Annotated in this window: 27 protein-coding genes; 13 read left to right on the top strand and 14 right to left on the bottom strand. The window is 32.9% G+C overall.

Features of this window, described 5'->3' with window-relative positions:
* Positions 1-20 precede the first annotated feature (20 nt).
* Positions 21-503, bottom strand: coding sequence for a hypothetical protein (locus tag BOW57_RS07905; RefSeq protein WP_129053666.1), 483 nt, complete (start codon positions 501-503; stop codon positions 21-23).
* A gap of 124 nt (positions 504-627) precedes the next feature.
* Complete coding sequence (locus BOW57_RS07900) at positions 628-1,887, bottom strand: aminotransferase class I/II-fold pyridoxal phosphate-dependent enzyme (RefSeq protein ID WP_129053665.1); 1,260 nt, start codon at positions 1,885-1,887, stop codon at positions 628-630.
* Between the two features lie 505 nt (positions 1,888-2,392).
* Here BOW57_RS07900 and nirK point away from each other — a divergent pair.
* From nirK to BOW57_RS07885, 3 genes are read left to right on the top strand one after another with little or no spacing between them, the layout of a single operon-like run.
* Positions 2,393-3,808: a copper-containing nitrite reductase gene (gene nirK, locus BOW57_RS07895; protein WP_370432028.1), complete on the top strand. Its 1,416-nt coding sequence runs from the start codon at positions 2,393-2,395 to the stop codon at positions 3,806-3,808.
* A 16-nt stretch (positions 3,809-3,824) separates the two neighbouring features.
* Positions 3,825-4,598, top strand: coding sequence for a formylglycine-generating enzyme family protein (locus BOW57_RS07890; RefSeq protein WP_129053663.1), 774 nt, complete (start codon positions 3,825-3,827; stop codon positions 4,596-4,598).
* 16 nt (positions 4,599-4,614) lie between these two features.
* A complete protein-coding gene (locus BOW57_RS07885) occupies positions 4,615-5,214 on the top strand; it encodes an SCO family protein (protein ID WP_129053662.1) in 600 nt (199 codons plus the stop codon).
* Positions 5,215-5,593: 379 nt separating this feature from the next.
* Here BOW57_RS07885 and BOW57_RS07880 read toward each other — a convergent pair whose 3' ends face one another.
* The 5 genes from BOW57_RS07880 to BOW57_RS07860 form a co-directional block, all read right to left on the bottom strand.
* On the bottom strand, positions 5,594-6,817 hold the full coding sequence (locus BOW57_RS07880) for a hypothetical protein (RefSeq protein ID WP_129053661.1): 1,224 nt from the start codon (positions 6,815-6,817) through the stop codon (positions 5,594-5,596).
* A gap of 100 nt (positions 6,818-6,917) precedes the next feature.
* Positions 6,918-7,649 (bottom strand): iron-sulfur cluster repair di-iron protein, encoded by a 732-nt coding sequence (gene ric, locus BOW57_RS07875; protein WP_129053660.1) that lies wholly within the window; start codon positions 7,647-7,649, stop codon positions 6,918-6,920.
* 19 nt (positions 7,650-7,668) lie between these two features.
* Positions 7,669-9,906, bottom strand: a complete 2,238-nt coding sequence (locus BOW57_RS07870; protein ID WP_129053659.1) for a nitric-oxide reductase large subunit — start codon at positions 9,904-9,906, stop codon at positions 7,669-7,671.
* 91 nt (positions 9,907-9,997) lie between these two features.
* Positions 9,998-10,516 (bottom strand): azurin, encoded by a 519-nt coding sequence (azu, locus tag BOW57_RS07865; RefSeq protein WP_089055095.1) that lies wholly within the window; start codon positions 10,514-10,516, stop codon positions 9,998-10,000.
* A gap of 23 nt (positions 10,517-10,539) precedes the next feature.
* Positions 10,540-10,989: an Rrf2 family transcriptional regulator gene (locus BOW57_RS07860; protein ID WP_089055096.1), complete on the bottom strand. Its 450-nt coding sequence runs from the start codon at positions 10,987-10,989 to the stop codon at positions 10,540-10,542.
* A gap of 200 nt (positions 10,990-11,189) precedes the next feature.
* On the opposite strand from BOW57_RS07860, the gene BOW57_RS07855 reads away from it, so the two are divergent.
* Complete coding sequence (locus BOW57_RS07855) at positions 11,190-11,972, top strand: NYN domain-containing protein (RefSeq protein WP_089055097.1); 783 nt, start codon at positions 11,190-11,192, stop codon at positions 11,970-11,972.
* A gap of 33 nt (positions 11,973-12,005) precedes the next feature.
* On the top strand, positions 12,006-13,520 hold the full coding sequence (locus BOW57_RS07850; protein WP_129053658.1) for an FMN-binding glutamate synthase family protein: 1,515 nt from the start codon (positions 12,006-12,008) through the stop codon (positions 13,518-13,520).
* Between the two features lie 38 nt (positions 13,521-13,558).
* Here BOW57_RS07850 and BOW57_RS07845 read toward each other — a convergent pair whose 3' ends face one another.
* Entirely contained in the window at positions 13,559-13,963 is a 405-nt protein-coding gene (locus BOW57_RS07845) for a hypothetical protein (protein ID WP_089056596.1), read from the bottom strand.
* Between the two features lie 210 nt (positions 13,964-14,173).
* On the opposite strand from BOW57_RS07845, the gene BOW57_RS07840 reads away from it, so the two are divergent.
* The 4 genes from BOW57_RS07840 to BOW57_RS07825 all read left to right on the top strand — a co-directional run bounded on the left by BOW57_RS07840 (position 14,174) and on the right by BOW57_RS07825 (position 18,236).
* A complete protein-coding gene (locus tag BOW57_RS07840; protein ID WP_129053657.1) occupies positions 14,174-14,569 on the top strand; it encodes a DUF2809 domain-containing protein in 396 nt (131 codons plus the stop codon).
* On the top strand, positions 14,544-15,122 hold the full coding sequence (locus BOW57_RS07835; protein WP_129053656.1) for a non-canonical purine NTP diphosphatase: 579 nt from the start codon (positions 14,544-14,546) through the stop codon (positions 15,120-15,122). Before BOW57_RS07840 ends, BOW57_RS07835 begins: the two co-directional genes overlap by 26 nt.
* 194 nt (positions 15,123-15,316) lie before the next feature.
* The gene (locus tag BOW57_RS07830) at positions 15,317-17,212 is read left to right on the top strand and encodes a DEAD/DEAH box helicase (RefSeq protein WP_089055102.1); all 1,896 of its coding nucleotides are present in this window, start codon (positions 15,317-15,319) and stop codon (positions 17,210-17,212) included.
* A gap of 250 nt (positions 17,213-17,462) precedes the next feature.
* Positions 17,463-18,236: a carboxypeptidase-like regulatory domain-containing protein gene (locus BOW57_RS07825; protein WP_089055103.1), complete on the top strand. Its 774-nt coding sequence runs from the start codon at positions 17,463-17,465 to the stop codon at positions 18,234-18,236.
* 342 nt (positions 18,237-18,578) lie between these two features.
* On the opposite strand, the gene BOW57_RS07815 is transcribed toward BOW57_RS07825, so the two are convergent.
* Positions 18,579-20,039: an aminoacyl-histidine dipeptidase gene (locus BOW57_RS07815; RefSeq protein WP_129053655.1), complete on the bottom strand. Its 1,461-nt coding sequence runs from the start codon at positions 20,037-20,039 to the stop codon at positions 18,579-18,581.
* A gap of 238 nt (positions 20,040-20,277) precedes the next feature.
* On the opposite strand from BOW57_RS07815, the gene BOW57_RS07810 reads away from it, so the two are divergent.
* From BOW57_RS07810 to BOW57_RS07800, 3 genes are all read left to right on the top strand, one after another.
* The gene (locus tag BOW57_RS07810; RefSeq protein WP_129053654.1) at positions 20,278-21,339 is read left to right on the top strand and encodes a DUF3810 domain-containing protein; all 1,062 of its coding nucleotides are present in this window, start codon (positions 20,278-20,280) and stop codon (positions 21,337-21,339) included.
* A 150-nt stretch (positions 21,340-21,489) separates the two neighbouring features.
* Positions 21,490-21,984 (top strand): RNA polymerase sigma factor, encoded by a 495-nt coding sequence (locus tag BOW57_RS07805; RefSeq protein WP_089055107.1) that lies wholly within the window; start codon positions 21,490-21,492, stop codon positions 21,982-21,984.
* 8 nt (positions 21,985-21,992) lie between these two features.
* Positions 21,993-22,625 (top strand): hypothetical protein, encoded by a 633-nt coding sequence (locus tag BOW57_RS07800; protein ID WP_129053653.1) that lies wholly within the window; start codon positions 21,993-21,995, stop codon positions 22,623-22,625.
* 124 nt (positions 22,626-22,749) lie between these two features.
* On the opposite strand, the gene BOW57_RS07795 is transcribed toward BOW57_RS07800, so the two are convergent.
* Entirely contained in the window at positions 22,750-23,580 is an 831-nt protein-coding gene (locus BOW57_RS07795) for a 1-acyl-sn-glycerol-3-phosphate acyltransferase (protein WP_089055109.1), read from the bottom strand.
* Between the two features lie 126 nt (positions 23,581-23,706).
* Complete coding sequence (locus BOW57_RS07790; protein WP_129053652.1) at positions 23,707-24,357, bottom strand: CoA pyrophosphatase; 651 nt, start codon at positions 24,355-24,357, stop codon at positions 23,707-23,709.
* A 257-nt stretch (positions 24,358-24,614) separates the two neighbouring features.
* On the opposite strand from BOW57_RS07790, the gene BOW57_RS07785 reads away from it, so the two are divergent.
* A complete protein-coding gene (locus BOW57_RS07785; protein WP_089055111.1) occupies positions 24,615-25,052 on the top strand; it encodes a DUF4268 domain-containing protein in 438 nt (145 codons plus the stop codon).
* 24 nt (positions 25,053-25,076) lie between these two features.
* On the opposite strand, the gene BOW57_RS07780 is transcribed toward BOW57_RS07785, so the two are convergent.
* From BOW57_RS07780 to BOW57_RS07770, 3 genes are read right to left on the bottom strand one after another with little or no spacing between them, the layout of a single operon-like run.
* Entirely contained in the window at positions 25,077-25,544 is a 468-nt protein-coding gene (locus BOW57_RS07780; protein WP_129053651.1) for a hypothetical protein, read from the bottom strand.
* 15 nt (positions 25,545-25,559) lie between these two features.
* Positions 25,560-25,973: a hypothetical protein gene (locus tag BOW57_RS07775; RefSeq protein ID WP_129053650.1), complete on the bottom strand. Its 414-nt coding sequence runs from the start codon at positions 25,971-25,973 to the stop codon at positions 25,560-25,562.
* A 19-nt stretch (positions 25,974-25,992) separates the two neighbouring features.
* Entirely contained in the window at positions 25,993-26,937 is a 945-nt protein-coding gene (locus tag BOW57_RS07770; RefSeq protein ID WP_129053649.1) for a nitronate monooxygenase family protein, read from the bottom strand.

Below are 26,937 nucleotides of genomic sequence, written 5' to 3'. Positions count from 1 at the left end.
TTTGTATCGATAACATTTTACTATTCTACTTTACAATCTGTCTTAGTCAATGTGTTTTTTTGATCAAACTTCAGTTTGGTTTTGTCCTTAAAAGTAACTTTATCGTTAGCTTGAACAACATCTCCAAATCCTTCTATTAACGCTCCGTCTTTTTGCAGAAATGCAACTTCTCGTACAGATGAAACTCCTTCAGAAGTAAAAGTATAATCAGCAATAAGCGTATCGCCTTTCATGTTTCCAATTAGAGTTCCTTCATTTTTATCTTTTCCAGCTATATTATAATTTAATTTTCCGTTTACCTCTTGGTGCGAGTTTACATTAAAACTCAATTCAATCACATTTCCATTTGTTCTTAAAGCATAACATTGATCACCTGCAGGTTCTTCTATTTGAGCCTCTTTTGGGGCGCTTGGAGTAATTTGAATCGGTTCTGTATCTGTTGTTTTTTTGCAAGAAACTAAAACAGTCAAAACTAGAGTCGTTAGTATAAGTAGCTTTTTCATAATTATTAATTTTATTTTCTGATTACAAATTTAAAGTTACTTCAAATAAAAAAAATCCATTCGTATAACAGAATGGATTTTTTTACATAATTTCCATTTAAGGAAATATTATTTTTTAAATTAACTACGAAACGTCAACAGTTGTACGCTCTGCAATTTCTTTATAAGTTCCGTTAACCAATTTTTCGCGAATCGCTTCAAATGCCGTTAATGTTTCTTCAATATCAGCTAAAGTATGTGAAGCTGTTGGAATCATTCTTAACAAAATAATTCCTTTTGGAATAACTGGATAAACAACAATAGAAAGGAAAATACCGTAATTTTCTCTTAAATCGTTTACCATTACCATTGCTTCAGGAATACTTCCTTCCAAATAAACTGGTGTAATACAAGTATTTGTATCACCAATATTAAATCCTTTTTCTTTAAGTCCGTTCTGCAATGCATTTACATTTTCCCAAAGTTTATCTTTGATTGAAGATGAATTACGCAATAATTCTAAACGTTTCAATGAACCAATTGTTTGGATCATCGGAAGCGCTTTAGCAAACATTTGCGAACGTAAGTTGTATTTTAAATAATCAATAACTTTTTTATCTGCTGCAACAAAAGCACCAATATTAGCCATTGATTTTGCAAAAGTCGAGAAGTAAACATCAATATCATCTTGAACTCCTTGCTCCTCACCTGCACCAGCACCTGTTTTACCAAGAGTACCAAAACCGTGTGCATCATCAACTAATAAACGGAAATTGTATTTTTGCTTCATTGCAACAATTTCTTTCAATTTACCTTGTTGTCCGCGCATTCCAAAAACACCTTCAGTAATAAACAAGATACCACCGCCAGTTTCTTCGGCCATTTTTGTAGCACGCTGCAGGTTTTTCTCCATACTTTCAAGATCATTGTGCTTGTAAGTAAAACGTTTACCCATATGCAAACGAACTCCATCAATGATACAAGCATGCGAATCAACATCATAAACAATGATGTCATTTTTAGTTACCAATGCATCAATGATAGAAACCATTCCTTGGTAACCAAAATTTAATAAATAAGCAGATTCTTTCATTACGAAAGAAGCTAATTCATTTTCTAATTGCTCGTGGTAAGTTGTGTGTCCAGACATCATACGAGCTCCCATTGGATAAGCCGCTCCAAATTGAATTGCTGCATCAGTATCTGCCTTACGAACTTCTGGGTGATTTGCTAAACCTAAATAATCATTTAAACTCCAGTTTAGGATATTTTTTCCGTGAAATGTCATTCTAGGACCTAACTCTCCTTCTAACTTTGGGAAAACATAATAACCTTCTGCTTGAGAAGCCCATTTTCCTAAAGGTCCTTTATTTTCTTGAATTCTTTCGAATAAATCTTTTACCATAATATAGTGTAGTAATATTTTTAACTTAATCAGCGAGCAAAAATAATCATTATTATTCTAAAATTCAGACAGTCATTTATTTTTATTTTAAAAAAAAGCCATCATTCATAAATAAATTTATTCGCATTTGAATTCTACAAATCAAGAAAAAAAACTCAAGAACCAAAGTTATCAATATTGTAGTTTATAGTATTTTTTTTATATTTGATATTCAAAGTATTCTTTTATATATTTTTTTAACAGTCTGATTTAGTTTTAGTGCTGTTTTTTATTTCTGTTTTTTTATCCCCAAATAGTTGCCTTTTTTTTGAATAGTATAAACATTTTGAGTTAATATAATTTTACCAAAAAATGATAATTCTACAATTAATTAAGCGAAATATTAGTAACCATTCTATGACTTTTATCATAATAAAAGACAAAATAGTCTTTTATTTTTGATTAAAATTTAAAATGAAAACAAAACCAATTACTTATGGAAAAGAAACATACCATTCAGATTAAAATGAGTCTCTTTTTAAGCTTACTCTTTATTGCTCTTTTTTTAGGAAGCTGTAAAAAAGAAGAAGCTAAAAACTATGCAGATATCATGACCGAAGGAGAAATGAATGCAGAACTTACTGCACCTCCTATGGTTCCAAAACCAGTTGGAAACAGAACTGCTATGAAGTTAAAACTTAACATGGAAATTAAAGAACAAGAAGGTACAATGACCGACGGCGTAAAATATACGTATTGGACTTTTGGAGGATCTGTACCGGGAAGCTTTATTAGAACACGTGTTGGAGATGAAGTCGAATTTCACTTAAAAAATCATCCAGACAACAAACTGCCTCACAATATAGACTTACATGCCGTAACTGGTCCAGGTGGTGGCGCAACCTCATCACTTGTGGCTCCAGGACATGAAAAAGTCTTTAGTTTTAAAGTAATTAATCCAGGCTTATATGTTTACCATTGTGCTACTGCTCCAGTAGGAATGCATATTGCAAATGGTATGTATGGTTTAATTCTAGTAGAACCAGAAGGCGGACTTCCTCCTGTTGATAAGGAATACTACGTTATGCAGGGAGATTTTTATACTCAGGGAGAATATGGCGCAAAAGGATTACAAGCATTTGATATGAACAAAGCTGTAAAAGAAACTCCAGATTATGTAGTATTTAATGGAAAAGTAGGAGCTTTAACAAATGGCGGCGAATTGACTGCTAAAGTAGGCGAAACTGTTCGTTTATATGTTGGTAATGGAGGTCCAAACTTAGTTTCTTCTTTCCACGTTATTGGTGAAATATTCGATAGTGTTCATGTTGAAGGCGGAAGTGTAATTAACAAAAATGTTCAAACTACCTTAATTCCTGCCGGCGGAGCTGCCATCGTCGATTTTAAAGTTGAAACTCCGGGAACTTTTATATTAGTTGACCACTCTATTTTTAGAGCATTTAACAAAGGTGCTTTAGGAATGCTGAAAGTGGAAGGAAAAGAAAACAAAAACATTTACTCAGGAACAATTCAAGAAGGTATTTATTTACCTGAAGGCGGAACTATTCAGAAAATGCCGGGAAGCTCAGCTGCAAAAACAGCAATTCCAAAACGTACTGTTGCTGAAAAAATTAATATTGGAAAAGAAATTTTTGGAACGACTTGTTTTGCTTGTCATCAATCTGAAGGACAAGGAATCCCTGGTACTTTCCCTCCTCTAGCAAAATCAGATTATTTAAATGCCGATCCAAAACGTTCTATCAATACTATTTTACATGGTTTAACCGGAGAGGTTACTGTTAATGGTAAAAAATATAACAATGTAATGCCGGCTCAGAATTTATCTGATGATGAAATAGCAAATGTTCTAACTTACATCTATAACAGCTGGGGTAATAATAAAACCGAAGTAACGCCAGAAATGGTAAAAGCGCTAAGATAACAGCAACATTTTTCGCATGAAAAAAAACATTTTCATTCTTATTCTTTTCTTGATGCTTACAGGATTAAAAGCTCAAGAATCTGGAATGGTTCCGATAAAAGAGGGCTCGTTTGTCCCTCTTTACGGAGCCACCTCCAAAAAACCTGTAGTTGTAAAATCGTTCTACATGGATATTTATCCTGTTACAAATAGTGAGTTTTTAAACTTCATCAAAAAAAATCCTTCATATTCAAAATCTAAAATAAAAGGGATTTTTGCTGACAAAAGTTATTTGTCGTATTGGACTAATGATTTTGATTTTGGAAGTGCAAATCCTAAATCACCAGTAACAAGTGTTTCTTGGTTTGCTGCCAAAAAATACTGTGAATGCCAAGGAAAACGATTACCTACAATGGATGAATGGGAATATGTGGCTATGGCCGATGAAAAAAAAGTCGACGCCAGAACTAAAAAACAATTCAACGAATACATCTTATCTTGGTATGAGAAATCAAGAACTTACGAAAATCAAATTGGGAAAACTTTCAAAAATTATTGGGGGGTTTACGATATGCATGGTTTAGTTTGGGAGTGGACGTCAGATTTTAACAGCATTTTTTTATCTGGAGAATCGAGAAAAGACAAAAGCAGCGACAAGAATTTATTCTGCGGAAGCGGTTCTGTAAATGCAACAGATTTGATGGATTATGCGGCATTTATGCGTTACGCTTTTAGAGGAAGTCTTAAAGCACAGTATTCAACTCGAAATCTAGGTTTTAGATGTGCCAGCGATACAAACCCAAAACGATAACTTAAATTACTTTCAAATGAAAAAAACAATAATTGCTGTATTTATTCTCTTATTCTCTTTGCAAAGCTGCAAAGAGTCTGACAAGAAAAAAGATTCAGCACCTGTAAACAAAGAGATTAGTGATTTATCAATTTACAATTTGCCATCAAAATGGACAACTCAGGACGGGAAAGATATTGAATTGAAAAGTCTAAAAGGAAACGTTCTTGTTATGGTAATGATTTACACTAGTTGTAAAGCTGCCTGTCCAAGATTAGTAGCAGATATGAGAGATATTGAATCAAAACTTGATAAAAACACAAAACAGCATGTAAAACTTATCTTGGTGAGTATTGATCCCAAAACTGATACCCCCGAAAAACTAAAAGATTTTGCAATTGCCAATAAAATGAATCAAGATCCCTGGCTGTTTTTACGTTCATCAGAAGAAAACACTCGTGAGTTTGCAGCAGTTTTGGCTGTTAATTACAAACAGATCTCTCCAATAGATTTTTCGCATTCTAATATTATAAGCGTTTTTAATCCGGATGGAGAATTGATATTTCAGCAAGAAGGTTTGGGCGTAAACAATGATAAAACCATAACAACAATAAATCAAGAAGCAGAAAAAATTTAGAAATAATAAATAGGTTGATTAGTAGAAAAACAAGAGTAGATTTTAGGAATGGATCGGCTCTTGTTTTTTGTTTATAAAGCCTTTTGATAAATGTCGCCTCGCTGGGGCTTTTACCTATCACAAACAAACATTCTATGAATATATGGTACCTATGGGACTTTTTTGTTTTACTAATACTCTTTTCTTATTGAGATCATCATTACATCAATAACTTCGGAGAAGCTGCATATTTATAGACAATATTATAGTCCCGTTTTAAAGCTCCAGCGGAGCGATATATACTGTTCAATATAATTTAAAATGTGTCGCCACACTGATGCTTTTATCTATCGCAAACAAACATTCTATAAATATATCGTCCCGCTGGGGCTTTTTTGTTTTACGAATGACCTTTTCTTATTGACATCATCATTAAAACTAATCCCAAAACAAGAAGCAAGCTAAATATCAAAATACTTTGATAATAAAACTCCATCGTGCCTTTTCCAAAAAAGAAAAGCCCTCCTTGAAAAAACAACAAAACTTCGGTAGCAATATATCCTAAAATAAAGCACTTTGCTCCATTTTTCATTAAAGAAGAATTACCTGAAAGCATCTTATTTTGGACTAATATTCCAAACAAAAAACCGGTTATAATTCCTAAAGTTGTTAAGTGAATAAAGCCAATTACAAAATTTCTAATTTGATGTGAAACTTCGGCTATATTCGGGAAAATTGTCAATAATTGAATCCCGATTTTTAAAAATAAAGAACACAATGCTAAACTATAAAACAACTTTGCAGTTTGATTCAAATTAGCTTTAAATTCGACTATTTGAGGCTTCAACATTTTGCAGAAGTAAATAAAAGCAAGCAATTGGAATACGACTCCAAGAGTATTAATCCAATTCAAAATGTTATTTTCCAGAAACCATCGAATAGGAAATGCAACTGTTAAAAAGATCGAAACGACCAAAAGAGAGTAAAACATCTTAAACTTTCGTTCCTCAATTGCATGCTGAAACTGTTTTAAAAACAGAGCTAAAACGGCAAACAAAAACCAGCCGTTAAATTGAAAATGGAGAAAAAACTGAATGGCAATTTGATAAAATGCACTTTGCTTGCCAAGCGTACTAACCGCAGGACCTAAACACCAAACTCCAAAAGTGGACAAAACCATAAATAAAACAGATGCTTTTAAAAATCTGACTGCAGGAGTTTTGTCTTTAAAACTATCTTTCCAAACCAATCTGCAAAAAAGATAACTCAATACAATATGCATGGTTGAAAAAATGATCGAAAGCAATGCATAACCCTGAACCGGAAAAGTAACCATCATTCCGATAACCGCAATTTCGGTACACCAAAATAAACGACCATAAATAGGCTTCTCATTTTTTTCTTTCGGAATAAAAAAGTATACAATTAAAACATAAACCATCATATAAACCCAGCCCAGCATCGCCACATGAGAATGTGCATGCAACAGAAAACTATAATTTACAAAGTCTAAAGGAAAAAGATACACATACCGCATTAACAACCCGAAAACACAAGCAATCAAGAAATTAAAAAAACAGCAGATAATCCAGTTTTTTTGAGAATACATTTTAAATAATTCCATTTTAAGAATATTAAAAGTAGTAAATAGTTGCCATAAAAAACACCGATAATACTCAATACTTTGACATTTATCGGTGTTTTCGACTATTAAAATTTAATCGTTATTCGACTTCAATAAATTCTTTCTCTAGAGCAACAGCTTTGGGAAACAAGATATTATTCTCTAAATGAATATGTTTATGTAAATCTTCTTCAAACTCTTTAAGCATTGCAAAAGTTACTCTGTACGTTGTACAAGCATCTGCAGGAGGTGTATAATTATTTGTCAGACTCGCAATTTCTCTAAAACGTTCTCCCTCATTGTCATGTTCATGCATCATCATTGCAATTGGGTTGGATACCGTTCCAAACGAAGGCTGTGACAAAATCCCGTCAGATTCTTTTGTTTTCACCATTCTCTTTACAAAAGGAAATAAAACTAATTCCTCTTTTTTCATATGCTGCGACAATTCTCCTGCACAACCTATAAACAACTCATTTATTCTAAATAATTCTGGATGGTTTGCTCCGTGTACTTTGCATAATTTATCTAAAAATGCCAGAAGAGTCTGCGATTTTTCCTCTACATAACGATGATGTGTTTTCTCAATATAATCTGCCAATAAATCTAAAGGCCAAGAATTAAAATCTATTGAACCATTATTTTCTGATTGTAAAACCTCATAAACACTTTGCAGCAAAGCATCAGAATCTATTTTTTGTTTTTCGCATACTTCAGTTACCGTTCTGTTTCCTTTACAGCAAAAATCAATTCTATATTTTGAAAACACTGCAGCTGTTCTAAAATCCTGAGCTACAAAAGATCCTATTGTTTTATTTTTTAAATTTTCCATGATAATCAATTTTTAATTTTTATTTGTTTTTATTTTTTAAGGTCAGGTCAAATACAAACCAAGCCATTGTTATAAATCCGATTCCGAATATAGAATCTCCTATTGCACGAAGCCATTTTAATGTAATCATTGCCGGCTGTTGCATTAACTCAGAAGAACGAGCATACCACATACCGTGATCGATACTTTCGATTGCCTGCCAAACTCCTATTGGAAGTAAACTCAATATCGCCATCAAGAACAAACCAATATTTAAGCTCCAAAAAGTAATTTTAAGCAGTTTAGTATTCCAGTTTACATTTCTGTATAAACTTCTCAATACAAATAATACTAAACCTATTCCCAGCATTCCATAAACCCCAAACAAAGCAGTATGTCCGTGCAATGGCGTAGTATTTAAACCTTGTACATAATAAAGTGCTATTGGAGGATTAATAATAAATCCGAAAATTCCAGCTCCGAGAAAATTCCAAAATGCCACAGAAATCATAAAATAAATCGGCCATTTGTAATCAGCAATCCATTGTGTTGATTTTGAAATTTTATAGTTTTGATACGCTTCAAATCCAATTAAAGTTAAAGGCACAACTTCTAGTGCACTAAAAGTAGCTCCTAATGCCATAATTGCAGTTGGAGTTCCTGAGAAATACAAATGGTGAAAAGTTCCCAAAATACCTCCTGACATGAAAATAATCGTTGCAAACAAAACATTCAATGTTGCTGTTTTAGTTTTCAATAGTCCTAATCGAACAAACAAGAAAGCAATAACAACCGTTGCAAATACTTCAAAGAATCCTTCAACCCAAAGATGAACAACCCACCATCTCCAATATTCTGCAATAGCCAGATTCGTTTGTCTCCCCCACATTAAACCAGCTCCATAAAACATGGCAATTGCAGTACAAGAAACTAGGAATAAAATGATTAGATTTTTTTCTTCTGTTTTTTTCTTTAAAACTGGTATTAATGGACGAATCATTAAAGCAAGCCATAAAAACAATCCAATCAAAAGGAAAATCTGCCAAAAACGACCTAAATCAACATATTCATAACCTTGGTGACCAAACCAAAAGTTTTGTACTAAATTCAATTTCTGCATTACGCCAAACCATTGTCCAGCCATTGAACCTAAAACAATTATCAATAAAGCAATGAATAAGAAGTTCACTCCAAAACATTGAAATTTAGGATCTTTACCTGAAACTGCAGGTGCAATATACAGTCCAGTTGCAAGCCAAGCTGTCGCAATCCAGAAAATAGCCAATTGTGTATGCCATGTTCTTGTTACTGCATAAGGTAAAATTTGATCTATTGGAATACCGTACAAACCATTTCCTTCAACGCCATAATGAGCCGTTATTATCCCGAACACCATTTGTAAAACCATTAATAAACTAACGATCCAAAAGTATTTTGTAACCAATCCCATCGATGGAGTTTTACCTTGTTTAATGATTGGATCTTCTTTTGGAAGTGGAAATTCTTCTTCTTCACCCGATTTTGCATGATAAAACACTAAAATACCAACACTTAAAATCAACAAAATAATACTGACACCAGACCAAGCTAAAAGTTCTTTGGTAGCTTTATTACCCACTAATTCATCTGCCGGCCAATTGTGCGTATACGAAATATCTGAATCAGGACGATTTGTAACTGTTGCCCATGTTGCCCAAAAGAAAAACGCATTCATTTTATGCATTTTCTCTTCATCTTTAATAGAGTTTTTAGGAATCGCGTATTCCTCTCTCAGCTTATCAAATTTTGGATCATTGGTAAAAAGACCTTTATAATATTCACTCAAACCTTCAATCGCAGCAACACGATTTTCAGATATAGTAAGAACTCCTGTATTTGGATCATATCGATTGGTTCGCACATCTTTTTGCAAACGAACTTTTAAGGCCGATTGTTTTTCCTCATCAAGTTCATCAAACTTTTTATTGAAGTCCTTTTGGGCAAATTTATCCAGTATAAAAACTGCCTCACGATGAAGCCAATCTGCCGTCCAATCTGGTGCAACATAAGCACCGTGACCCCAAATTGAGCCAACTTCCTGTCCGCCTATACTCTGCCAAATATTTTGTCCGTCCTTAATTTCTTCTTCAGAAAAAATAACTTTTCCGCTATCAGAAACAATTTCTTTTGGAACTGGCGGAGCCTGCTGATAGATTTCGTAACCATAATAACCTAATACAGAAAATGATATAGCCATTACTAAAATAAAGACTATCCACAATTTTTTTTCTCTTTTCATTTCTAATTAATTCAATAAAAGACATTTTTATCTTTTATTTGTTTTTAAAAAAACTCCAAACCTTATTTAAAGGATTCGGAGTTTTGGTTATTTACTCAACAATCAATACACCTTTCATCATAGCCACGTGACCAGGGAAAGAACAGATAAATGGATATGACCCTTTTTTATCAATTGTAAACTCAATTGTATCTTCCTCTCCTCCTCCTAATAATTTAGTATGAGCAATAATTGAAGCTTTTTCAGATTCTGGAATAAAATCAGTTGCTTTTGCATCATTAGCTTTCAAAGCAAAAGCCGCTTGATCTGTACCTTCTTGAAGAATAACTAGATTATGTCCCATCGCTTCTTTTGGGATTTTACCAACATGTTTTAAGGTAAGCGTAATTGGTTTTCCTGCAACTGCTTTCAATTCATTGGTGCTAAACTGCATTTGGTCATTTCCTTCAATAACTAATACATTTTCTGCGGTTGAAGTTACAGGAGCAGCTTCTCCTTCTGTTGAAGTTTCTGTTTGCTCTTCAACTGGTGCAGTTTCTTTTTTACCGCAAGAAGTTATTGTTAAAAATCCCATTAGGATTAATAGTGAAATTTTGGTTTTTGTATTCATTTTTTTTAGGTATTTATTTAATATTAATCGTTTATATTCAATGTTTTTAAAAAAAAGTCTCCTGATTTTACTCCTAATGCCAGCTGTTCAAGAGTAGTTTTGGTAAGCATCTCTAAAAGTAAACCTCTAATCTTTTTAAATTCATGATGAACTGGACACGGATGCTCTTCAGAACATTCTTTTAAACCAATACCACAGCCCTTATAAATTTTATCTCCATCAATGGCATCTACAATCTGAATTAATTTTATAGTTTTCAATGCCTCATTCGAAACTTCGAATCCTCCCCCAACTCCTTTAGCCGAATGAATTATTCCGCTTTTAGTCAAAATTTGCATAATTTTAGCCGTAAATGGTTCCGGAGAATCAATTTCTTTTGCTACATCTTTTATTCCAACCCTTATTCCTTTAGAAGATTTCGTTGCAATAAAAATAGAAGCCCTAATTCCGTACTCACACGCTTTTGAAAACATATCTCATTAATTAATTCCATACAAAATTATCTAATTTTATTATAAAAGACAAATTTATCTTTAATTAATTTTCTAAAACAAAAACTTATTTATAACCAGAATAATTTAGAAGTGCTAAAACACTTATTTGACTTAAAATTCACATAAAACCCAATTTTAATTTTAACTTTGAGAATACTAATTTTTCTAATATTGAAATAATGGCTTTAAGCAACTCAAAAGATCTAAAATTAGCTGTTCTTATTGATGCAGATAATGTACCCTACAGCAATGTAAAAGGTATGATGGAAGAGATCGCAAAGTTTGGCACACCAACTACAAAACGTATTTATGCTGATTGGACAAAGCCAAATGCAAACGGATGGAAATCCGTATTATTGGAGCACGCCATTACTCCTATTCAACAATATAGTTATACGGTTGGAAAAAACTCATCAGATTCAGCCTTGATTATTGATGCAATGGACTTACTTTATTCAGGGAAACTTGATGGTTTTTGTATCGTATCAAGCGACAGTGACTTTACCCGTTTAGCGGTGCGACTTCGAGAATCAGGCATGAAAGTAATCGGTATAGGCGAAAAGAAAACACCCAGTTCTTTTATTGCTGCCTGCGACAGATTTATCTATATTGAAGTTCTAGACGGTGCAATTCAGAAAAAGAAGCCTAAAACCGTTGTTGCTGCAGATACTAAAAAACTGGTCGAAAAACCTGCGGAAAAAGCATTGCATAAAATTGATAAACAAACCATAGAACTTATCGAAGCTACTATCGAGGACATTGAAGATGATGATGGCTGGGCATTTTTAGGTGATGTTGGAAATTTGATTGTAAAGAAAAAACCCGAATTCGACCCTAGAAATTATGGATTTTCTAAGCTTACGCCAATGCTGAAATCACTTACTGATATTCTAGAAATCGACGAAAGAGAATCTGACAAAAAAGGCATTAAACATGTCTATGTTAGATTACGATTCAATTAATTAAAATTTTACCTTATTTAATACTTTAAAAACATGAGAAAAAAATTCTTTATCTACGGATTCTTATTGTTTCTAATTGTTGCAGCAATTTACTATTATACTGGACGTGGTTTTTTATTAGTAATAGTTCTTCCAATATTATTACTTGTTGGTGCTTACAATGCGTCTCAAGAAAAACATGCCATTTTAAGAAACTTTCCTGTTTTGGGATATTTCAGATATTTATTTGAAATGATCGCACCCGAAATTCAGCAATATTTTATTGAAAGATCTACAGACGGAAAACCTTTCTCCAGAAACCAACGCTCATTAGTTTATCAAAGAGCCAAAAATATTGATTCGAGTACACCTTTTGGAACGCAGCAAAATTTAAACACTGAAAGTTATGAAGGAATAAAACATTCTATTTTTCCAGCTAAAGTGAACGAAGAATTACCTCGTGTTTTAGTAGGTGGAAAAGACTGTAAACAACCATACTCAGCTTCTTTATTTAATGTTTCTGCAATGAGTTTTGGTTCGCTTAGCGAAAACGCCGTTCGTGCTATAAATATTGGCGCTCAAAAAGGAAATTTTTATCAAAATACTGGAGAAGGCGGATTAACTGAATTTCATCTTGCCGGTGGAGGCGATATTACTTGGCAAATTGGTACAGGCTATTTTGGCTGTCGTGATGCCGAAGGAAACTTCAGCCCGGAAAATTTCTCTGAAAAGGCAAATCTTCCAAATGTAAAAATGATCGAAATTAAACTTTCTCAAGGCGCAAAACCTGGACATGGAGGCGTACTTCCAGCAAAAAAAAATACAGAACAAATTGCAAAAATTAGAGGAGTTCAACCGCATACAATGATTCTTTCACCTCCGGGTCATCATGCTTTTTCTGATTCTAAAGGTTTGATTCGATTTATTGCACAGTTACGAGAGTTATCTAATGGAAAACCAATCGGCTTTAAATTGTGTATTGGTAATACAGCTGAATTTGAAGCAATCTGCCACGAAATGATTACTGAAGACACTTATCCTGATTTTATAACTATTGATGGTGCCGAAGGAGGAACCGGCGCGGCTCCTTTAGAATTTGCTGATGGCGTTGGAATGCCATTTGAGCCAGCCTTAATATTCGTAAACAAAACTTTGATTGGATTAAATATTCGTGACAAAATACGCATTATAGGAAGCGGGAAAATTATTTCCGGATATTCTATTCTGCACGCCATTGCTTTAGGCGCAGATATGTGTAACAGTGCACGTGGTTTTATGTTTTCATTAGGCTGTATACAAGCTTTACGTTGTCATAATAACGAATGCCCGACTGGAGTTGCTACACAAAACAAAATGCTGATGAAAGGTTTGGTCGTTACAGATAAATCAGATCGTGTTTATCATTTTCATAAAAACACACTTCATTCTGCAAACGAACTGCTGGCCGCAGCAGGAAAAACCTCTTTTGCCGATGTAGATATTAATATATTTATGCGTGGTGATGAATTTACCAATTTATCAGAGTTGTATTTCCCAGATAACCTGACAAATGTTACCAAAATAAATTAAACAAAAATGCCTCTTTATTATTAAAGAGGCATTTTTGTTTAATTCAGTAATTCTGGCAACGTTTCTTTATTTATAATCTGTTTTACAAAAACGGTATTATCATCTGCCAAAAAATAGGCATCAAACTGAATTCCTTCTTCTACCAGATCTTTAGGAATTTGATTTTTCTTTATCATTTCCTTCAATAATTTATCAAACGCAATGCCTGCAGCTAATTTATTAGGAGCGTTTTGTTCTAAATTAGTTTCAAATCGCAGTTCAATTTTATCATCATTGATATATCCTCGAGCTGTTGTCAGTGTAACATTTTCAGCTTTAAAAGCTGGAGCTGCAGCATTATAAGAAGTTACAAACTCTTGAAGTTTTTGTTTCGCATTTTTACAGCTTACAACCATTAATACCATTATAACTGCAAGCGAGATTTGAGTGATTTTCTTTAACATAAACAATTTATTTAATTTTTTGAAGTCTTAAAAGTGCTTCAAGATAATAATAATCTGCATAATTTATTGAATTTCTAAATTCATAAGATAAAGCAGACCTGCTTATTATTTTATTAATTTTTAACTCCTTTTCATTATAATTTAAAATTTTACAAAGAGAAATAACTTATAAAGATTAATTGTAATTTTGTTTCAAACAAAAAAGTAAACTTGAACAAAACCCGAATACAATATTCCGTTTTACTTCTGACCATTATTCTTTTAGGAATTCTTTCAAGGAAAATCTCATTTATTCCGTTATGGATTGGTGATTTTCTATATGCAATTATGATTTATTTTCTGGTTCGAATCTTGTTTACCCATAAAAAAGCTATTTGTATAATAATCTATTCTCTCCTAATATGTTACAGCATTGAGTTCTTGCAGCTTTATCAAAGCGACTGGATCATATCACTCAGAAAAACACTTTTTGGAAGATACGTTTTAGGACAAGGTTTTCTTTGGAGTGATATTCTTGCTTATACATTTGGAATTGCTTTTGTCTTTTTAATCGAAAAATTCACTTTAAAATATAACACTCATGAAACTCGTTTTCGCTTCAAATAATTTAAATAAAATCAAAGAAATTCAAAGTATTCTTAACGGATCTATTCAGCTTTTAAGTCTAGAAGATATTGGCTGCCATGAAGAAATTCCAGAAACAGCAGATACGATTGAAGGCAATGCCATTTTAAAGGCTGATTATGTAACTGAAAAATACGGTTACGACTGTTTTGCAGATGATACGGGCTTAGAAGTAAAAGCTTTAAACGGAGAACCGGGTGTTTATTCGGCAAGATATGCTGGTGAACAGAAAAATGCTGATGATAACATGAATAAACTTTTAGATGCTCTGAAAAACGAAGAAGATCGCAGTGCACAGTTCAAGACCGTTATTGCATTAAATTTAAATGGCGCTCAACATCTTTTTACCGGCTTGGCTAAAGGAACAATTACTTTGAATAAAACTGGAAATCATGGTTTTGGATACGATCCTATTTTTCAGCCCGAAAATTATAATGAAACTTTTGCTGAACTATCATCTGAAATTAAAAATAAAATCAGCCATCGTGCAAAGGCAACTGAGCAACTTATTGATTACCTGAATAGAACAAAATAATTGTTTAAAATACAACATTTTAAGGAACAAAATTGATATTTCAAGACGTTTTTTTTTCGATTTCTTTCAAAAAATCATTTTACAATAAACATAACTTTTTGATAATCAAATCATAACAAATACATAATTCTTAAAATTGCATTAGTTTATCTGAATAATTAACAGTAATTTTGCACCCTATTTTAAAAACACATATGAATAAATTTGAACAATTAGGATTGAATGAATCGTTACTGAAGGCGATTTTAGATCTAGGATTTGAAAATCCGTCAGAGGTACAGGAAAAGGCGATTCCCCTATTATTGGAAAAAGACACGGATATGGTTGCGTTGGCTCAAACAGGGACAGGGAAAACGGCAGCTTTCGGTTTTCCGCTAATTCAAAAAATTGATGCCGACAACAGAAATACACAAGCATTAGTTTTATCGCCAACACGCGAGCTTTGTTTACAGATTACTAACGAACTTAAAAACTACTCTAAATACGAAAAAGGTATTAATGTGGTAGCAGTTTACGGAGGAGCTAGTATTACAGAGCAGGCAAGAGAAATAAAAAGAGGAGCACAAATTATTGTGGCTACTCCAGGAAGAATGCAAGACATGATTAACAGAGGTTTAGTTAACATTAAAAACATAGATTACTGTGTTCTTGATGAGGCTGACGAAATGTTAAACATGGGATTCTACGAAGATATCGTATCTATTTTATCAGATACTCCAGACGAAAAAAGCACATGGTTGTTCTCTGCAACAATGCCGCAAGAGGTTGCTAGAATTGCAAAACAATTCATGAGCGAACCTGTAGAAATTACTGTTGGAGCTAAAAACTCTGGTTCATCTACAGTTTCTCACGAATTTTACTTAGTTAATGCTCGTGATCGTTACGAAGCTCTAAAACGTTTAGCAGATGCTAACCCAGATATTTTTTCTGTGGTTTTCTGTCGTACAAAAAGAGATACTCAGGCTATTGCCGAAAAACTTATCGAAGATGGATACAGCGCGGCTGCATTGCACGGAGATTTATCTCAAGCACAGCGTGATGGTGTAATGAAATCTTTCCGTGGAAGACAAATTCAGATGCTTGTTGCTACTGACGTTGCTGCACGTGGTATTGATGTTGATAACGTAACTCACGTAGTAAACTACCAATTACCTGATGAGATCGAAACGTACAACCACCGTTCAGGACGTACTGGTAGAGCTGGAAAATTAGGAACTTCTATTGTAATCGTTACAAAAAGTGAGTTACGTAAAATTTCTTCTATCGAAAGAATCATCAAACAAAAATTCGAAGAAAAAACAATTCCATCTGGAATTGAAATCTGCGAAATTCAATTATTACACTTAGCTAATAAAATTAAAGATACTGAGGTTGATCACGAAATTGACAACTATTTACCAGCAATCAACAATGTTCTTGAAGATTTATCTAAAGAAGAATTGATCAAGAAAATGGTTTCAGTAGAATTTAATCGTTTTATTGCTTACTACAAAAAGAACAGAGATATTTCATCTCAATCTTCAGGAGAAAGACGTGAAAGAAACGATTCTGAGCCAAGAGAATTCAATAATAATGGAGCAGTTCGTTATTTTGTAAACATCGGCTCAAGAGACAATTTCGATTGGATGTCGCTTAAAGATTACTTGAAAGAAACATTAGATTTAGGTCGTGATGACGTTTTCAAGGTAGATGTAAAAGAAGGTTTCTCTTTCTTTAACACTGATCCTGAGCACACCGATAAAGTTATGGAAGTATTAAACAACGTTCAATTAGAAGGACGTCGTATTAATGTTGAAATCTCTAAAAATGACGGAGGCGGAAGACGCGACCACAATAACCGTGGCGGTGGAAGAAGTTCTGGACCAAGAAGAGAAGGAAACTTTGCTCCAAGACGTGAAGGTTCTGGCGGAGGATTTAGAAGCGACAGAAACTCTGCTCCTAGAGAAGGTGGTTTTAGAAGCGACAGAAACTCATCTGCTCCTCGTAGAGAAGGTGGTTTCAAAAGAAACGAAGGTGGTTCTGATAGAGCTCCAAGACGTTCTGAAAGCTTTGGTGATTCACCAAGACCAAGAAGACCAAGAAGAGATTAATTCTTTAATATCTTAAAATATAAAATCCCAAATTCCAGACATAATTGGAATTTGGGATTTTTTTATGTTCAGAATCTTATTCTCTACAAGTGAATTTGTAATCCAAAACAATGTAATTTAATCTTATTATCCTTTTTTATTTAAATACTAAAAGCAACGCTGCTGTCTTTGTTAATTTTCTTATAATTATATTCGAAGACTGCGAAATATTTAATCTCTATTTACTACTTTTAGTGCTTTAAATCAGGATATGAAATATTTCGCAGTTTTCTTTTTTATGCTATTCTCTACCGTTAGTTTTGCGCAGGACATCGAGCCTACAACCCCGCAAAGAGTTTCGGGTTATATTATAAACGACGATAGTAAACAACCTCTTCCAAACGTAAACATCATCAACACCAACAAAGTACGCGGCGCAAAATCTGACGCAAAAGGGTATTTTGAAATTGATGTACAGCCTAATGACACTATTCACTTTTCGCTGCTAGGATTTCAATCTCTTAGAATTAGAGTAACAAATGACTGGATAAAAAATAAAGTTACCCGCATTCAACTTACCGAAAAAGCGATTGCGCTTGAAGAAGTTATTATTGCTCCTTTTACTTTAACAGGATATCTTGAAGTCGACTCAAAATTAATTCCTACAAAAGAAAACTACCGTTATAGTATTTCTGGTCTTACGCAAGGTTATGAAGCAGGCGAATATTCTCCTAATGCATTTGGAAAAGTATTAGGCTCTATTTTCAATCCGGCTGATATGCTCTATAATTTCTTTGGAAAAAACGGAAAAGAACTTAAGAAGCTAAAGGATATGAAAAAAGACGATACTATTAGAAATTTGTTAGAAACAAAATACGATCGCGAAACTATTGCTGTACTTTTAGGAATAAGCAAGGATGAAATCCCTGAAATTATGCACCGTTGTAACTATTCGGATGCTTTTATACAAACAGCAAATGACCTTCAAATTTTAGATGCCATCAGCGGCTGTTATGAACAATATAAAGTACTTAAAAGGAATTAAAATTTTACTCTTACCATAAATACAGAAATCCTCAATTTTAAATTGGGGATTTTTTTATGCTCATTAGGATTTTAAAAAGTTATATTTACCTATTAATCAATTAAAAACAACTAAAATAAATATCTAATGGCAAAAGGTCAAGATGCTAAAAAAACAGCAAAAAAAGAACCGCTAAAAACGGCTAAAGAAAAGAAAGAGGAAAAAAGAGAAAAGAAAAATGCTCCTAAAAGAGATTAAAAAGAAGTGTTCAGTGAGCAATTCTTATAATGTATAGAATTTAAAAAGTGTTCAGCTTTTTAGATCAGAAAACTGAACACTAAAAAACTGAACACTAAATTACTCTTATTTAACTGGAATATTAGAAAGAATTTCTAATACAAATTTCCAATATTTTTGAGCAGATGAAATACTAGCTCTTTCATCTGGCGAGTGTGCCCCATGAATTGTTGGTCCAAAAGAAATCATATCCATTTCTGGGTAATTTGTCCCTAAAATTCCACATTCTAGACCAGCGTGACAAGCTACAACTTTAGGCTCTTCACCATTTTGTTTTTCGTAAATTTCTTTTAAAACTTCCAAAATTTCCGAATTAACGTTTGGCGTCCATCCAGGATAAGATCCTGAAAGTTCTACCTCACATCCTACTAACTCAAAAGCAGAACGCAAAGAATTAGCCAAATCAAATTTAGAAGATTCAACAGAAGAACGCGTTAAACATCCTACCAATATTTCGCCGTCTTTTATAATAACGCGAGCAATATTATTTGATGTTTCAACCAAATCAGCCATATCAGCGCTCATTCTATAAACGCCGTTATGAGCCGCATAAATTGCTCTAATAATTCCTTCCTGAACACCTAAATCCATTACTTTTTCAGGCAGATCTGTCTTAACGATTTCTATCGATAAGTTTGGTTCAGTAGTTTTATATTCAGCTTTAATATCATTAATGATTTCCTGCATATCAAAAAGATACGCTTCATCAAACATTTCAGAAATAATCACTTTTGCAACACTTTCTCTTGGAATTGCATTTCGAAGGCTTCCTCCGTTAATTTCCGCAATCTGTAAACCAAAATTTTCAAAAGCATCAAATAACAAACGATTCATAATTTTATTAGCATTCCCTAATCCTTTATGAATATCCATTCCTGAATGACCTCCGTTTAAACCTTTTACAGTTATTGAGTACCCAACAGAACCTTCTGGAACTTCTTCATCATGGTAAGTTCTTATAGCCGTAACATCAATTCCTCCAGCACATCCTATATCAATTTCGTCGTCTTCTTCAGTATCCAGATTCAATAAAATCTGCCCTTGAAGAATTCCTCCTTTTAGGTTTAATGCTCCGGTCATACCTGTTTCTTCATCGATTGTAAACAAAGCTTCAATTGCAGGATGCGCAATTGTTTTACTCTCTAAAACCGCCATAATTGTAGCAACTCCAAGTCCATTATCTGCACCAAGCGTTGTACCGCGAGCACGAACCCAGTCGCCATCTACATACATATCAATTCCCTGCTTGTCGAAATCAAAAACTTTATCTGCATTTTTTTGGTGCACCATATCAAGATGCCCCTGCATTACGATTGCTTTTCGATTCTCCATTCCAGGAGTTGCTGGTTTTCTGATGATTACGTTTCTAATTTCGTCTTCAAAAGTTTCTAAACCTAAGCTGTTTCCAAAGTTTTTCATGAACTCGATTACACGCTCTTCTTTTTTTGATGGACGTGGAACTGCATTTAAATCTGCAAATTTGTTCCAAAGTTCTTTTGGTTCCAGATTTCTTATTTCCTGACTCATTATATTTTGTTTGATGTTTAACAATTAAGATTGTCAAAGTTACAAAGTTTATACTTTTTTCCGCCACGAATTTCACGAATTAGCATTAATTATAGTGAATTAAAATACAACTTCAACAACACTTAAGATTCTTGCATAATTAGAAAAACATTAATTAATGAAAATTATAGGAATTCGTATTTTACTTTTTTTTATCAATCAATATTGTATTTATATTTACGTATTCAAAATTTAAACTGTGAAATCAAAATACATTCTGCCGTTATTTTTACTCTTGCAAATTATTGTTTTAAAAATTCTGCCCTATTTTTCAGATTATGTCGAAGGTTTTTACAGCAACAATTTATTTGTTAGAATTTCGCACTTCTCAAGAACACTTTTAGGAAAAATTCCCTTTTCTGTAGGCGATTGCATTTATGCAGTTCTTATACTTTCTGCAATAGTTTGGTTTTGGAAAATAAGAAAAACATGGAGAGCAGATTGGAAAGATCATATTTTAACGATTTTGGGTAAAATCTCTATTTTTTATTTTTTCTTTCATCTTTTATGGGCCTTCAATTACTATCGCGAGCCTCTTTTCGTAAAAATGGAAATCAAAAGAGAATATACCGATGCCGATCTTTTAGCTTTTACAAAACGGCTAATAGCTAAAACTAATGAAGTTCAGTATGAAATCACTAAAAACAAAAGTGAAAAAATTGTTTTTCCGTATTCGCAAAAAGAATCCTTTAAAATGATTTTAAACGGCTATAACAATCTAGCACAAGAACATCCTTACTTTAAATACGAAATTCTAAGCGTTAAAAAATCACTTTTCAGTACACCATTAACTTATATGGGTTTTGGCGGTTATTTAAATCCTTTTACTAACGAAGCTCAAATTAATGATTTACTGCCAATGTATAATTTTCCGCAAACCACAGCTCACGAAATGGCACACCAGATTGGTTTTGCTAGTGAAAATGAATGTAATTTTATTGGTGTTTTAGCATCTGTTAAAAACAACAATCCTTATTACAAATATGCTGGTTACAGCTTTACATTGCATTACTGCTTAAGTATTTGGAAGTATAAAAACGAAAAAATCTTTAATATTCTGAAGAAACAAGTAAATCCTGGAATTCTAAAAAACTATCAGGAAAGTCAGGATTTCTGGAAACAATATGATACATTTATTGATGAAGGTTTCCATTTTATTTATGATAGTTTTTTAAAATCAAACAATCAGAAAGACGGAATGGAAAGCTACAGCAAGTTTATAGATTTGACAATTAATTATTACAAAACACGACAACTGTAGGAAGCTGCCAAGAATTGCACGAATTTTTAAAAACTAAAACTCAACTTTATCTTTATCATTTTGATATGTAATTCGATAAATTTGTGAAATTCGTGGCAAAAAATAGTCAAGTCTTGTAACAAAATAGATTTCAACACTACTAATACTTATATGACCGAAAACCTAGAACAATCATTTGTTGCGCAATTGCAGGCAAATCAGAATATAATCCACAAAATTTGTCGATTATATACTGCCGGCGAAGATGCACACAAAGATTTGTTTCAGGAAATCACCATTCAGCTCTGGAAAGCGTATCCAAAATTTAGAGGCGACAGTAAATTTTCGACTTGGACTTATCGCGTTGCTTTAAATACAGCAATTACTCTCTATCGCAAAACCAAAAGGACTATATCTACCGTAGATTACGAAAGTCATCAGCATTTTGTAAAAGATGTTGACTACAACTATGAAGAAGAAGAGCAGATTAAATTAATGTACAAAGCTGTTTATCAGCTAAACGATATCGAAAAAGCATTGGTCTTTATGTATTTAGAAGATAAAGACTATCAAGAAATAGCTGAAACTCTAGGAATCAGCGAAGTGAATGCGCGCGTGAAAATGAACAGAATTAAAGGGAAACTTAAAAAAATATTAAATCCTTAAAAATTATTATGAAAGAACTGGATTTACTAAAAAAAGACTGGAAAAAGAACTCGGATTCTTTTGAGCAAATTTCTGAAAAAGAAATCTACAAAATGATTCATAAAAAATCATCTTCTATTGTGAAGTGGATTTTAATTATAAGTATTTTGGAAATTTCTTTTTGGACTTTCTCCAATTTATTTATCAATACCGATGATGTTTTACAAAAAATAAATCATCCAGAAATTGTGGTTGCACTTGAATACTTGACTTACATGAATTATTTAGTGGGATTAATTTTTGTATACATTTTCTATAAAAACTATACAACCATTTCGACCACAGTCGCTACCAAATCTTTAATGAGTACCATTTTAAGAACCAGAAAAACAGTTCAATATTACGTTTGGTACAATTTAGGAATGATTGTAGTTTCTTCTATTTTCAGCTTTTTTATAGGATATGTCTACAATCCAGATATGGCTTTTTTCCAACAAAAACTTGCCCAAGATGGCAAAGCGATGCTTTTTACGGTTGGAATTTTAGTTTTTGTAATACTTGGCTTCTTTGGGTTATTCTGGTGTTTCTACAGATTACTGTACGGAACTCTTTTACGAAGATTGTACTCAAACTACAAGGAGTTGAAGAAAATTGATCTTTAGTTCAGTGGCAAAGGAACAGAGAAGCAAAGGCTCAAAGGTTTTTATTTAAATAACTGAATTAAGTTATTAAGCTATTTTTTAAACTTGAAACCTGAAACTTAGAAAAAAAAAAAAAAACTAAAATCTAATATCCATTTTCTGGAGCCTTATAACTCCATCTTCTCATTTCATTAAGTTCTTCCTCAACTTTGATCTCTTCAGCAGGAATTACTTTTAAAAATGATGGATGCTGCTCGATTGCATATTCAACTTTTTCTACAATTTGTTCGATTGTATCGTTTTCATAATCAATCTCAAGTGGTTCTTTTATTATAAAAGACTGCAGAATATTTTTCTTTTTTAAACGAAGTCCTTTTTTATCAAATGAACGGCGAAATCCATCGATAACAATAGGAACTACAATAGGTTTATGCTGTTTTATAATATGCGCTGTTCCTTTGCGAACCGGCTTAAATGACTTAGTTGTTCCTTGCGGAAATGTAATAACCCATCCATCCTCGAGTGCAATACGAATATTTTCGGTATCATTTGGATTAACATCACGTTTTTCAGTAACATCGACACCTTTTGAGCGCCAAGTTCTTTCAACAGTAATTGCTCCAACATAAGCTAAAATTCTTGGCAGTAAACCAGCCTGCATTGTCTCTTTGGCAGCGACATAATACAAATTCATTTTAGGCTGCCATAAATAACCAATGTTCTTAATAGTGTCTTGACGTCCGCTTAAACTTGCGTTAAACACATGAAACATTGCTACAACATCAGCAAAATAAGTTTGGTGATTGGAAATAAACAATACATTATTATCTGGCAATGTTTTAATGATCTCAGATCCTTCAATCTGCAATTCATTAAAACCTCTGTATCTTCGGTGCGTCATAGCTCCCAAGATTCGGATTAACCATTTCTTGATAAATAATATATGTCCGAAAGGATTTCGTTTAAACAATCCCATAACTTTATTTTCTGTTTTTGAGGTTAGGACGCAAACATACAAAAATAAATCGTTTAGCAGTACTTTTAGGCAATTTCAAAAATAAACTACTATAAATATGAATATCAAATTGTTAAATTAAATATTTCAAAATTTATTTTCAAAACCAGTTTTTAAAACATCTCTCAATTCACTTAAAATCATTGCTGTTGCTCCCCAGACAATATGATTTTGAATATTAAATGCGGGAACTAAAACATCATTTGCATAAGAAGTTGATAATGTGGCTTCGATTATAATTTCGTCGCTTAAAAAAACGGATAACGGCAATTCTATAATTGCAGCAACTTCGCGAATATCTGGGTAAAATGATAATTCTTCATGTGAAATTCCTAAAAACGGATGCACCAAAAAATTACTTGGCGGAATGTACATTGGTGTAAAATCCTTGATAACTTCTATTTTATCAGGAGAAACACCAATTTCTTCATGCGTTTCTCTTAATGCGGTTTCTCTAAAATCTAAATCTGTATTTTCATATTTCCCGCCGGGAAAAGCAATTTGCGATGAATGAACACCATTATAGGCATTTCTAACGATCAAAACCAAATGCGTTTTATCCTTCTTTGGATACAACAGCATCATAACGGCTGCTATTCTAGGATTCTTTGTCTCTAGATTGATATTTTTTAAAGCTTCAAGACGTTCTTTTGGAGCCATTTTCATGTGTGCTAATTCTGCCGGCAGTTCAATCGGAATTAAATTAGGAACAAATTTCAAAAAGTCTTGAAAATCCATATTCAAAGTTTATTTTTGTATTATTAGATTCTGTTTAGATTTTATATCTCATTTTTTTACTGATTATTTCTCGCTATATTTCGTTAAATTAATAAAAAATAAATTCATTATTCTTTCTAAATTTGCCTCATCTATCAAGAAATAATCTCATAAAAATTCTGATATATAAAATCTAAACAGAATCTCAAATTAAAATATAAATATACTCTAGAAAATGCGGTTCTACAAGTTTTCTAAAGCAAAGCCATAAAAATAAAATGTACAGTAAAGAAGAATCACAAAGAATAAAAAGAGAATTTTGGGTGGCTTTTGCCGAAAAATACCCGAGAAAATGGGTTCTTTATGATACCAAGATAAAAGATTTCTCTTTCAAGTTTTATGTAGACAATAAAAAAGCTCAGGTTTTAATTGACATCGAACAACGAAGCGACGAAAAACGAAATGCTTATTTTGAAAAATTAGAAGCATTAAAAAATATTCTTGATGAAGAATTCATCAAAGATTTAGTTTTTGAAAAAAATCACACTTTAGAAAGCGGTAAAACCATCAGTAGAATCTGGGTCGAGAAAACCGGAGTCGGTTTCAGTAATCGTAATAATTGGGATGCTATTTTTGATTTCTTCAACGAAAACATGCATGCTCTGGAAATGTTTTATCTAGAATATGATGAATTTATTAAGGATATTGATGCTTAAAAGAGGGACTAAGGTTTTGAGATGCTAAGGTTCTAAGATTTTTCTGAACTCCACACCGTAAACAGAAATCATTACTTTTTGTTTTTCAAGCTCTTCAAGAAAGAATAAAACATCCTGAAATGGTTTTTCAAAATATCTTGTTAAGTGGTAAAAGTCTTTTGTTGTTTTAAGAAACTCGTAAAAAAAATAAGGATCAATATTTCCAACACTTTCTCTATTCCCTAACGAAACCTCAAGAGTTTGCTTTGTTGTCAAATTTCTAAACATACAATGTTCGCCATGAACATCAAAATACCAGTTATCACTAAGGGTTTCGTTACCGTTTAATATATCAGCATTTTCAATTTCATAATAATGGCCTGCTAATATTTTGTCTTTCTCCGGCTGATCGGTCTCATTTATAAGTTTATTAATCAATTCTTCAGCAATGGCTTTAAAAGCATCCATTGCTGCTAGTAATTGATTTACAACATTAGTTTCAAGCTTCATCATATAATTACAATCAACCTAGACATTAAAAATATTATAAACAATAATATGATCGTCGTAATTGATATAAAGCTGTTTACGATAATCTTGCTTTTTACGAGTTATAATTGAAAGTTTACATTCTTTTCCGTCATTGTCTTTGCACATAAAGGAATACACAATGTCAGTATCATTTTCTTCGCGTTCGATATAATCTAATATTTTAAAAAGCTGTATTTCTTGTGAGTACACAACAATTCTATGCTTATCTGTATCTAAAACAACCGAAAGATTTACTAAGTCAAGATTGGACCACTCGCCCCATTTTCCTTTTTCTGTTTTTTCTAAGACACTAAAACCCGAGGTTTTAAAATGATAAGATTGACCTAGAGCATAATGCATTCCAAAACCTAAAAACAATAATAATACTAAATAAGTGCGTATAGAATTCATATAAATTTCTTGCGGGTAATTAAAACTCAAATGTAGCTTTTTCTTTGCAGGCAGATTCAAAATCGACTATCATTTCTTGAACAATTTGCTCTACAGGCAAAATTTCGTGAATTAATCCCGCAACCTGTCCAATCTCTAATTCGCCTTCTTCAAGATCTCCTTCAAACATTCCTCTTTTTGCTCTGGCTCTTCCTAATAACTGAACTAATTCTTCTTTAGATGGACATTTTTCATACAAGTCCTGAACATCTTGATAGAATTTATTTTTCACTAGTCGAACAGGTGCTAATTCCTTCAATGTCAATTGAGTTCCTCCCTCTTTTATATTAACTATTGTTTGCTTAAAATTATTGTGAGCAGAAGATTCTATTGAAGCAGCAAAACGACTTCCTACCTGAACGCCATCAGCACCCAAAATCATTGTTGCAAGCATTCCTCTTCCCGTTGCAATTCCGCCGGCCGCAATAATTGGAATCTGTACTTTTTCTTTCACCATCGGAATCAAAGTCAAAGTTGTCGTTTCTTCACGTCCATTATGACCTCCAGCTTCAAAACCCTCAGCAACAATAGCATCAACCCCGGCTTCTTGGGCTTTTAAAGCAAAAACACTGCTGCTCACTACATGAACTACCGTAATTCCTTTTTCTTTTAAAAATGAAGTCCATGTTTTAGGATTTCCAGCAGAAGTAAAAACGATTTTAACGCCTTCTTCGACCACAATATTCATTATATCTTCAATATTAGGATATAACATCGGAATATTAACGCCAAAAGGTTTGTCTGTCGCCTTTTTACATTTTTGAATATGTTCTCTTAAAACTTCAGGATACATTGATCCAGCGCCTATTAGACCTAAACCGCCAGAGTTACTAACAGCCGAAGCCAGTTTGTAACCACTGTTCCAGATCATACCGCCTTGTATTATTGGATATTTTATATTGAAGAGTTTGGTAATTTTGTTCAT

The organism is Flavobacterium sp. YO64 (genome assembly GCF_004119505.1).
GTDB classification, from domain to species: Bacteria; Bacteroidota; Bacteroidia; order Flavobacteriales; family Flavobacteriaceae; genus Flavobacterium; species Flavobacterium oncorhynchi.
This window is presented reverse-complemented; position numbering and strand designations above follow the sequence as displayed.

Excerpts from the sequence above, each read along its gene's own strand:
- BOW57_RS07890 (WP_129053663.1), top strand. The coding sequence starts at position 3,825 with ATGAAAAAAAACATTTTCATTCTTATTCTTTTCTTGATGCTTACAGGA.
- BOW57_RS07795 (WP_089055109.1), bottom strand. The coding sequence starts at position 23,580 with ATGGGATTGTTTAAACGAAATCCTTTCGGACATATATTATTTATCAAG.
- BOW57_RS07845 (WP_089056596.1), bottom strand. The coding sequence starts at position 13,963 with ATGTTAAAGAAAATCACTCAAATCTCGCTTGCAGTTATAATGGTATTA.
- BOW57_RS07880 (WP_129053661.1), bottom strand. The coding sequence starts at position 6,817 with ATGGAATTATTTAAAATGTATTCTCAAAAAAACTGGATTATCTGCTGT.
- BOW57_RS07800 (WP_129053653.1), top strand. The coding sequence starts at position 21,993 with ATGAAAGAACTGGATTTACTAAAAAAAGACTGGAAAAAGAACTCGGAT.
- BOW57_RS07835 (WP_129053656.1), top strand. The coding sequence starts at position 14,544 with ATGAAACTCGTTTTCGCTTCAAATAATTTAAATAAAATCAAAGAAATT.
- BOW57_RS07785 (WP_089055111.1), top strand. The coding sequence starts at position 24,615 with ATGTACAGTAAAGAAGAATCACAAAGAATAAAAAGAGAATTTTGGGTG.
- BOW57_RS07790 (WP_129053652.1), bottom strand. The coding sequence starts at position 24,357 with ATGGATTTTCAAGACTTTTTGAAATTTGTTCCTAATTTAATTCCGATT.
- BOW57_RS07905 (WP_129053666.1), bottom strand. The coding sequence starts at position 503 with ATGAAAAAGCTACTTATACTAACGACTCTAGTTTTGACTGTTTTAGTT.
- BOW57_RS07855 (WP_089055097.1), top strand. The coding sequence starts at position 11,190 with ATGGCTTTAAGCAACTCAAAAGATCTAAAATTAGCTGTTCTTATTGAT.
- BOW57_RS07860 (WP_089055096.1), bottom strand. The coding sequence starts at position 10,989 with ATGTTTTCAAAAGCGTGTGAGTACGGAATTAGGGCTTCTATTTTTATT.
- BOW57_RS07815 (WP_129053655.1), bottom strand. The coding sequence starts at position 20,039 with ATGAGTCAGGAAATAAGAAATCTGGAACCAAAAGAACTTTGGAACAAA.
- BOW57_RS07770 (WP_129053649.1), bottom strand. The coding sequence starts at position 26,937 with ATGAACAAAATTACCAAACTCTTCAATATAAAATATCCAATAATACAA.
- BOW57_RS07900 (WP_129053665.1), bottom strand. The coding sequence starts at position 1,887 with ATGGTAAAAGATTTATTCGAAAGAATTCAAGAAAATAAAGGACCTTTA.
- BOW57_RS07850 (WP_129053658.1), top strand. The coding sequence starts at position 12,006 with ATGAGAAAAAAATTCTTTATCTACGGATTCTTATTGTTTCTAATTGTT.
- nirK (WP_370432028.1), top strand. The coding sequence starts at position 2,393 with ATGAGTCTCTTTTTAAGCTTACTCTTTATTGCTCTTTTTTTAGGAAGC.
- BOW57_RS07825 (WP_089055103.1), top strand. The coding sequence starts at position 17,463 with ATGAAATATTTCGCAGTTTTCTTTTTTATGCTATTCTCTACCGTTAGT.
- BOW57_RS07805 (WP_089055107.1), top strand. The coding sequence starts at position 21,490 with ATGACCGAAAACCTAGAACAATCATTTGTTGCGCAATTGCAGGCAAAT.
- ric (WP_129053660.1), bottom strand. The coding sequence starts at position 7,649 with ATGGAAAATTTAAAAAATAAAACAATAGGATCTTTTGTAGCTCAGGAT.
- BOW57_RS07830 (WP_089055102.1), top strand. The coding sequence starts at position 15,317 with ATGAATAAATTTGAACAATTAGGATTGAATGAATCGTTACTGAAGGCG.
- BOW57_RS07780 (WP_129053651.1), bottom strand. The coding sequence starts at position 25,544 with ATGATGAAGCTTGAAACTAATGTTGTAAATCAATTACTAGCAGCAATG.
- azu (WP_089055095.1), bottom strand. The coding sequence starts at position 10,516 with ATGAATACAAAAACCAAAATTTCACTATTAATCCTAATGGGATTTTTA.
- BOW57_RS07775 (WP_129053650.1), bottom strand. The coding sequence starts at position 25,973 with ATGAATTCTATACGCACTTATTTAGTATTATTATTGTTTTTAGGTTTT.
- BOW57_RS07885 (WP_129053662.1), top strand. The coding sequence starts at position 4,615 with ATGAAAAAAACAATAATTGCTGTATTTATTCTCTTATTCTCTTTGCAA.
- BOW57_RS07870 (WP_129053659.1), bottom strand. The coding sequence starts at position 9,906 with ATGAAAAGAGAAAAAAAATTGTGGATAGTCTTTATTTTAGTAATGGCT.